General features: G+C 72.9%; 8 protein-coding genes and 1 pseudogene. 5 read left to right on the forward strand and 4 right to left on the reverse strand.

The window, feature by feature from the left end; genetic code table 11:
* Positions 1 to 290, reverse strand: a pseudogene (locus GT045_RS33965) (steroid 3-ketoacyl-CoA thiolase); the annotation flags it as partial.
* Between the two features lie 118 nt (positions 291 to 408).
* On the opposite strand from GT045_RS33965, the gene GT045_RS33970 reads away from it, so the two are divergent.
* The 3 genes from GT045_RS33970 (at position 409) to GT045_RS33980 (ending at position 2,219) form a co-directional block, all read left to right on the forward strand.
* Positions 409 to 879 carry a helix-turn-helix domain-containing protein gene (locus GT045_RS33970; RefSeq protein ID WP_161291785.1) on the forward strand — a complete coding sequence of 157 codons (471 nt, stop codon included), beginning with the start codon at positions 409 to 411 and terminating at the stop codon, positions 877 to 879.
* Between the two features lie 102 nt (positions 880 to 981).
* A complete protein-coding gene (locus tag GT045_RS33975) occupies positions 982 to 1,857 on the forward strand; it encodes an undecaprenyl-diphosphate phosphatase (protein WP_161291783.1) in 876 nt (291 codons plus the stop codon).
* A 182-nt stretch (positions 1,858 to 2,039) separates the two neighbouring features.
* Positions 2,040 to 2,219, forward strand: a complete 180-nt coding sequence (locus tag GT045_RS33980) for a hypothetical protein (RefSeq protein ID WP_161291781.1) — start codon at positions 2,040 to 2,042, stop codon at positions 2,217 to 2,219.
* Between the two features lie 26 nt (positions 2,220 to 2,245).
* On the opposite strand, the gene GT045_RS33985 is transcribed toward GT045_RS33980, so the two are convergent.
* The gene (locus GT045_RS33985; protein ID WP_161336542.1) at positions 2,246 to 2,857 is read right to left on the reverse strand and encodes a DUF4291 domain-containing protein; all 612 of its coding nucleotides are present in this window, start codon (positions 2,855 to 2,857) and stop codon (positions 2,246 to 2,248) included.
* 95 nt (positions 2,858 to 2,952) lie between these two features.
* Here GT045_RS33985 and GT045_RS33990 point away from each other — a divergent pair, with 95 nt between their 5' ends.
* Together GT045_RS33990 and lnt are read left to right on the forward strand one after the other, a co-directional pair.
* Entirely contained in the window at positions 2,953 to 3,417 is a 465-nt protein-coding gene (locus GT045_RS33990) for a nuclear transport factor 2 family protein (protein WP_202529278.1), read from the forward strand.
* Positions 3,418 to 3,542: 125 nt separating this feature from the next.
* Positions 3,543 to 5,117: an apolipoprotein N-acyltransferase gene (gene lnt, locus GT045_RS33995; RefSeq protein ID WP_161336543.1), complete on the forward strand. Its 1,575-nt coding sequence runs from the start codon at positions 3,543 to 3,545 to the stop codon at positions 5,115 to 5,117.
* Here lnt and GT045_RS34000 read toward each other — a convergent pair.
* Together GT045_RS34000 and GT045_RS34005 are read right to left on the reverse strand one after the other, a co-directional pair.
* On the reverse strand, positions 5,035 to 5,946 hold the full coding sequence (locus GT045_RS34000) for a Gfo/Idh/MocA family oxidoreductase (RefSeq protein WP_161290814.1): 912 nt from the start codon (positions 5,944 to 5,946) through the stop codon (positions 5,035 to 5,037). The two genes, lnt and GT045_RS34000, sit on opposite strands and share 83 nt — an antisense overlap.
* Positions 5,947 to 5,956: 10 nt before the next feature.
* Positions 5,957 to 7,132, reverse strand: a complete 1,176-nt coding sequence (locus GT045_RS34005) for an FAD-dependent monooxygenase (RefSeq protein WP_161336544.1) — start codon at positions 7,130 to 7,132, stop codon at positions 5,957 to 5,959.
* Between the last annotated feature and the right edge of the window lie 123 nt (positions 7,133 to 7,255).

Consider the following 7,255-nt stretch of genomic DNA (forward strand, 5'->3'; position numbering starts at 1 on the left):
GCCTGCTGGGAGGAGCCGCACTGGCGGTCCACGGTGGTCGCCGGTACCGATTCGGGGAGTCCGGCGGCGAGGACGGCGTACCGGGTGGTGTTCATGGCCTGCTCGCCGACCTGGTCGACGGTGCCGCCGATCACGTCGTCGATCAGCGCGGGGTCGACGCCGGAGCGCTCGACCAGGGTGCGCAGGGTGTGCGCGAGGAGTTGCACGGGGTGGACGTGGGCGAGGGAGCCGTTCGGCTTGCCCTTGCCGATGGGGGTGCGTACGGCTTCGACGATGACTGCGTCTCGCATGGTGCGGGCCTCCTTGGCCGCCCTGGCGTCCCCACGGGGAGCTACCGGTGAGTAGGAAATCCGAACTCACCATAGCTCGGTAAGTTGGAAAATCAAACCCTCCTCTAGACTGGTCCGCATGGCCGCCACGAAAGATCCGCGCCCCTGCTCCATCGCCGACGCCCTCGCGCTGGTCGGCGAGAAGTACTCGCTGCTCGTCCTGCGGGAGGTGTGCCTGGGCAACGGCCGCTTCGACCAGCTCGTACGCAACATCGGCGCGCCGCGCGACGTCCTGGCCACCCGGCTGCGCCGGCTCGTGGAGGCCGGCGTCCTCACCAAGCACCTGTACAGCGAGCGCCCCCAGCGCTTCGAGTACCGGCCCACTCCGGCCGGACTGGAGCTGGAGCCGGTCCTGATGACCCTCAAGGAGTGGGGCGACCGCCATCTGCGCAAGGGCACCGACCTGCCGATGAGCGTCGAGCACGCCTGCGGCCACGAACTGGTGCCGGTGGTCACCTGCCGGGCCTGCGGGGACCCCGTGCGCCACGAGGACCTGAGGGCCCACCCGCAGACCCCGGGATGGACCGTGACGGGCCCGACGGCCGCCTGAACGGGCCGTCAGGCCCCTGTCGCCCCGCGGTCACCGCGGCCCGCTACGCTGCCCTCGTCACATGATCACCATTTCTCCCCAGCACTTGGACGCCATACCTTCATGTCTTGGTTTGAATCCCTCGTCCTCGGACTCGTCCAGGGGCTGACAGAGTTCCTGCCCGTCTCCTCCAGTGCGCACCTGCGGCTGACCGCCGCGTTCTCGGGCTGGAAGGACCCCGGGGCCGCCTTCACGGCGATCACGCAGATCGGGACGGAGGCCGCCGTCCTCATCTACTTCCGCAAGGACATCGGCCGGATCCTCACGTCCTGGTTCCGGTCGCTGTTCGACAGGACGATGCGGCGCGACCACGACGCGCAGATGGGCTGGCTGGTGATCGTCGGCTCGATCCCGATCGGCGTGCTGGGCGTGACCCTGAAGGACCAGATCGAGGGGCCCTTCCGCGACCTGCGGATCACCGCCACCATGCTCGTCGTCGTCGGCGTGGTCATCGGCATCGCCGACCGGTTGGCGGCCCGCGACGAGACCGGCGGCCGGCACCGGGCGCCCAAGCAGCGCAAGTCGCTGGAGAACCTCGGCGTCAAGGACGGCCTGATCTTCGGCCTGTGCCAGGCGTGCGCCCTCGTCCCGGGCGTCTCCCGCTCCGGCGCGACCATCAGCGGCGGCCTGTTCATGGGCTACCGGCGCGAGGCCGCCGCCCGCTACTCGTTCCTGCTCGCCGTCCCGGCCGTCCTCGCCTCCGGCGCCTTCGAGGTGAAGGACTCGCTGAGCGAGGGTCATGTGGCATGGGGCCCCACCCTGTTCGCCACGGTGATCGCGTTCGCGTCGGGGTACGCGGTGATCGCGTGGTTCATGAAGTGGATCTCCAACAAGAGCTTCATGCCGTTCGTCTGGTACCGCGTCGCCCTCGGCATCGTCATCATCGCCCTGGTCTCCGCGGGTGTCCTGAGCCCGCATGCGGCGGAATCGGCGGGCTGACGACCCCTTTCGGACATCTTCCGCACACCGGCCGACCGGTCACGACCTGCTCAACACCCCTGTGGGGGCCGGTCGGTTCGCGTGTACGAACGCGTCGCCGCGCGTCGGCGGTGACCAACCCCATACCTTCTGCGTAGCCACGCGGTAGCGCACAGTCAGTCCGTACCCCTACGCTGTTCGGCATGTCCCCCGATTCCCCGCCCCCTGGTTCCGTGCGGTCTGCCGCCGAGGTGAACGAGCAGATCCGGGCGCTGTGGCTGCGTGCGGGCGGCACCCTGTCGGCCCAGGAGCGCACGGAGTACGAGCTGTTGGTGATCGAGTGGGCCGCGGCGATCCGCGGCCGGGTCATCGAGGCGGCCTGACCGGGGCGTCCGTTCCACCGCGGCCGCTACGCCCGCAGGTGCGCCAGCGCCTCGTCCGGCACCGGATAGGGCCGCTCCTCGGGCAGCAGCCCGCTCGCCCGTTCCGTCTCCCCCGCCCTCACCAGCGCGTGGATCTCCGTCGCCAGCGGGGTGACGTCCTCGATGCCGGTGATCCACTCGTCGGCGTACCGAGCCGCCGCCTCCCCGGCGAGACCGAGCTGCAGGGACCGGTACGGCAGCGCGGCGAGGTGCAGATCCCGCTCCGGGTCCCACTGGACACGGGCCGGGCTGCGGGCCAGCTCGCGCTTCCAGGCGGCCTGGTCCGGATGCAGGGCGGGGACGTGGTGGGAGAGACAGGCGTGCCGCAGGGCCCACTCGAACCCCTCACGGGTGATGTCGACGGCGAGGACGGTCTCCTGGCCCTCCTTGGCCCCCCAGCCGCAGCGGTACATCATCCACAGGAAGGACGGCTTGATCCAGGTCATCCGGTCCCGTTTCCAGGCGGACGGGAAGCGCCCGGTGCGGGCGGCCGGGCGGCCGATGCCCGGGCGGTACGCCTGGTAGACGGTCACCGTGGTGTCCGTGTACCGGGCCCGGATGCGGAACCTGGGTTCGGTTTCGGTGTGTTCTTCGTTCACCGGGACAGGTTCGGCCGCCGTCCCCTCCCCGCACCACCGAATTTTCACCCCGCAGGCCCCTTGGCTCAGCGTCCGCGGTGCCCAACACTGTGCCGATGACGCAGCGCGCGGAGTTCGCGACCGTGAGAGACCGACTGGCCGTGGACGACCTGGTCACCGCGTACGCGGTGGCGGTGGACGACGGTGACTGGGCGGCGTACCGGCAACTGTTCACGGCGGACGGGCGGGCCGACTACCGTTCCGCGGGCGGCATCGAGGGCGACACGGCGCGCGTCGCTGCCTGGCTCGCCGAGAGCCTGGCCCGGTTCGGGATGCGCCAGCACCTCATCGTCAACCGGCAGGTGCGGTTCGGGGTCCTGGAGAACGACACCGGGGACACCGCCCGGGTGCGGGCCGACTATCTCAACCCGATGCGTCTCGCCGGTCCCGAGGGCCCGGCCGCACCGGACCTGGTGTGCGGTGGCCGCTACGCCTTCGCGCTGCTGCGCACACCGGACGGCTGGCGTCTGCGTGAAGTCGTCGTACAGGAGAAGTGGCGCCGGCTGCCCGGCACCCCGTAGGCGGGCAGCGCCGCGCGGACGGCCTCCGCGGCGGACGGGCCGTCGGACGGGCCCGAGACCGGGTGTCTGCCAAAGATCCCCGCCGACGCGCACACTGGAAGGATCGCTGGGTAGGGAGGTTCCCTATGAGGACGATCGACCGCTGGCTGACCTCCCCCTGGCGCCGCTCGGGCACCGCCGTCCTGGCCGGTGCCCTGCCCGTGCTCGCGTTCCCCGCCCCGGCACTGTGGTGGTTCGCGTACGTCGCCCTGGTGCCGTGGATCCTGCTGATCCGCTCGGCACCGACCGGGCGGCGGGCCGGTCACGACGGCTGGTGCGGCGGTTTCGGCTTCCTGGTGGCCGTCCATCACTGGCTGCTGCCGAGCCTGCACGTGTTCATCTTCCTGATCGCCACGCTGCTGGGCCTGCTCTGGGCGCCCTGGGGCCGGCTGGTGCGGCGCCTTCTGGGCGGGGTGCCGTCACCGGGCCGGGCCGCCGCCGCGCTGCTGGTGCTGCCGTCGGCCTGGCTGGCGGTGGAGCTGGTCCGGTCCTGGCAGGGCCTCGGCGGACCGTGGGGCATGCTGGGCTCCAGCCAGTGGCAGGTGGCCCCGGCACTGCGGCTGGCCTCGGTGGGCGGAGTGTGGCTGCTCAGCTTCCTGGTGGTGGCCGTCAACGTGGCGGTGGCCGTGCTGGTCTCGGTGCGCCGCTCGCGCATACCCGCCGTCGCCTCGCTGGCCGCCACGGCCGCCGCGGCCTCGGCCGCGTGGGTGTGGACGCCGCGCCCGGACACCGACGCCCGGGTGCGGGTCGCCGTCGTGCAGCCCGGTGTGGTCGCCGGGGAGGCCAGCGGGGACAAGCGCTTCGACCGGGAGGAGTCGCTGACCCGGCGGCTCGCCGGTCACGACGTCGACCTGGTCGTGTGGGGCGAGTCCAGCGTCGGCTTCGACCTGGACGACCGCCCGGACCTCGCCCGGCGGCTCGCCGCGCTGTCCCGGACGACCGGCGCCGACATCCTGGTGAACGTGGACGCGCGCCGCTCGGACCGGCCGGGCATCTACAAGAGTTCCGTGCTGGTCGGCCCGGACGGTCCGACCGGGGACCGGTACGACAAGATGCGGCTGGTCCCGTTCGGCGAGTACATACCGGCCCGTTCGCTGCTCGGCTGGGCCACCTCGGTGGGCCGCGCCGCCGGCGAGGACCGGCGCCGCGGCACCGGACAGACCGTGATGAACGTCGGACACGGACTGCGGATCGGGCCGCTCATCTGCTTCGAGACCGCGTTCCCGGACATGAGCCGGCACCTCGCCGAGGACGGCGCAGACATCCTCCTCGGCCAGTCCTCCACCTCGTCCTTCCAGCACAGCTGGGCGCCGGAGCAGCACGCCTCGCTGGCCGCGCTGCGCGCCGCCGAGACCGGCCGGCCGATGGTGCACGCCACGCTCACGGGCGTGTCGGCGGTGTACGGCCCGGACGGGGCCCGACTCGGCCCCTGGCTCGGCACGGACGCGAACACCGCGCGCGTGTACGACGTACCGCTCGCGCACGGCGTCACGCCCTACGTCCGCTACGGGGACTGGCCGGTGTACGGCGCGCTGCTGGTGCTGGCCGCGCTGGGGGTGACCGAGGGGGCGCGGGCACTCAGGCTGCGGCGAAGCGCTGCCGAACCGCTCGTACCACGCGCTCGCACAGTTCATGGGTCGCCAGCGCGTCCCTCGCGCTGAGCACCGTCCCGGTCCGCACGGCGTCGAGGAAGGCGAGGACCGCCTGTTCGATACCGCGCTGGCGGGCCACCGGCACCCAGTCGCCGCGCCGGCGCACGGTCGGCTGGCCCTTGTGGTCGATCACTTCGGCGAGGTTGACGACCTGGCGCTTGCTGTCCTGCCCGGACACTTCGAGGATCTCCTCGTTGGAGCCGCTGAGCCGGTTCATCACACCGAGCGCGGTGAAGCCGTCCCCGCCGAGCTGGAGCACGAGGTGGTGCAGCAGCCCGTCCTCGGCGCGGGCGCGGACGGTGACGTCGTCGACCGGGCCCGGCACCAGGAACCGCAGGGTGTCGACGACGTGGATGAAGTCGTCCAGGATCATCGAGCGTGGTTCCTCGGGCAGTCCGACCCGGTTCTTCTGCAGGAGGATCAGCTCGCGCGGGTGGTCCAGGCACTGTGCGTACCCGGGGGCGTACCGGCGGTTGAAGCCGACGGAGAGCGAGACGCCGCGCCGCTCGGCCAGCTCGACCAGCCGCTCGGAGTCGGCGAGTTCGTAGGCGAGCGGCTTGTCCACGTAGGTCGGGACACCGGCGTCGAGCAGCCGGGCGACGATCTCGGGGTGGACGGAGGTGGGGGCGTGCACGAACGCCGCGTCCAGGCCGGCCGCGAGCAGCGAGTCCAGGGTGGTGTGGCGCTGCTCGCGGGGCACGCGCAGGGTGTCCCCGACCCGCTCCAGCGTGGCGGGCGTGCGGGTCTGCAGATGGAGGTCGAGCCCCGGCTGCGAGCCCAGCACCGGCAGGTACGCCTTCTGTGCGATGTCCCCGAGTCCGATGCAGCCGACCTTCACGTGCTCTCCTCTACCGCTGGCCTGCGTGTTGTCTGCCGGAAGCATACGGGGGCCGCCAGTCGGCGATGCCGTCGAAGCCCCGTAGGAAGAGGCCCGGCCCGGCCGTCGACAGGGCCGCGATCAGCGAGTTCCGAACGGCCACGGCGGTGCGGCTGCCGGTCATGCCGAGGCGGCCGGCCCGGACGGCCCTGCGGGCGATCGCCGTGGTGCGCGGGAGGCGTTCGGCGGAGTAGGCGGCCGGGTCCGCCGCGTGGTGAGCGAGCACGACCGCGTCCTCGATGGCCTGGTTGCCGCCCTGGCCGAGGGTGGGGGGCATGGCGTGGGCGGCGTCGCCGAGGAGGACGGTGCGGCCCCGGTGGTGGGCGGGCAGGGGCCGGGCGATGTGGTGCACGTCGTGGCGGAGCACGTCCTCGGGGCGGGCGGCGGCGAGCACGGCGGGGATCGGGTCGTGCCAGCCGCCGAAGCGGCGCAGGAGTTCGGCCCTCTCGTCGTCCGGGGCGTGATCGCCCTGCGGGGCCGTGGCCGCCGCGTAGGCGTAGACCCGGCCGTCCTTGAGGGGGTGGGTGCCCCAGAGCCGGCCGCGGCCCCAGGTCTCGTGCGAGGCGAACTCGGCGCCGGGCGCCGGGACCAGCAGCCGCCAGGTGGTGAAACCGGCGTACACCGGCCCGGGGTGGGCGGGGAAGAGCGCCTTGCGGACGCGGGAGTTGACGCCGTCCGCGCCGACGACGAGGTCGGCCTCCAGCTCCTCGTCACCGACGCGCACGCGGGCGGGCCGGGTCCGGTCGCCGGGGTCGGCGAGGGCCGCGGGTGCCGCGGTGCGCACGGCACCGGGCGGGAGCAGGGCGGCGAGCCGGTCGACGAGGGTGGCCCGGGGCAGCAGGACCAGGGGGCCGCCGAAGCGGTCGGCGGCGGCCGCGGCGCTGGAGCGGGACAGCCAGCGTCCGCCCGGGGTGCGCAGGCCCCCGTCGCCCTGCCAGGCGGCCAGGTCGCGGATCTCGTCGCCGATGCCGAGGACGTCCAGGGCGCGCAGGGCGTTCGGGGCGAGCGAGATGGCAGCGCCGACGGGCGCCAGCGAGGGGGCGCGCTCCAGCACGGTCACGGCCCGGCCCGTCCGGTGCAGGGCAGCCGCCGCGGCCAGCCCGCCGATTCCTCCGCCGATGACTGCCACCCGTGCCGACCGTGTCATGACCCCTCCTCGACTACACCTGTAGTGAACCCTGACCGTACTACGGGTGTAGTGACTTGGGTAGGGTCAGCCGTATGCCCCCTGACAGCACCGCCGGGCCGGCCGAACCCACCGAGTCCGCCG

The sequence above is a fragment of the Streptomyces sp. SID486 genome, assembly GCF_009865385.1.
In the GTDB taxonomy this organism is placed as follows: Bacteria; Actinomycetota; Actinomycetes; order Streptomycetales; family Streptomycetaceae; genus Streptomyces.

Bases quoted from the DNA above. Each gene is read 5' to 3' on its own strand.
- GT045_RS33970 (WP_161291785.1), top strand. From the start codon at position 409: ATGGCCGCCACGAAAGATCCGCGCCCCTGCTCCATCGCCGACGCCCTC.
- GT045_RS33975 (WP_161291783.1), top strand. From the start codon at position 982: ATGTCTTGGTTTGAATCCCTCGTCCTCGGACTCGTCCAGGGGCTGACA.
- GT045_RS33980 (WP_161291781.1), top strand. From the start codon at position 2,040: ATGTCCCCCGATTCCCCGCCCCCTGGTTCCGTGCGGTCTGCCGCCGAG.
- GT045_RS33990 (WP_202529278.1), top strand. From the start codon at position 2,953: ATGACGCAGCGCGCGGAGTTCGCGACCGTGAGAGACCGACTGGCCGTG.
- lnt (WP_161336543.1), top strand. From the start codon at position 3,543: ATGAGGACGATCGACCGCTGGCTGACCTCCCCCTGGCGCCGCTCGGGC.
- GT045_RS34005 (WP_161336544.1), bottom strand. From the start codon at position 7,132: ATGACACGGTCGGCACGGGTGGCAGTCATCGGCGGAGGAATCGGCGGG.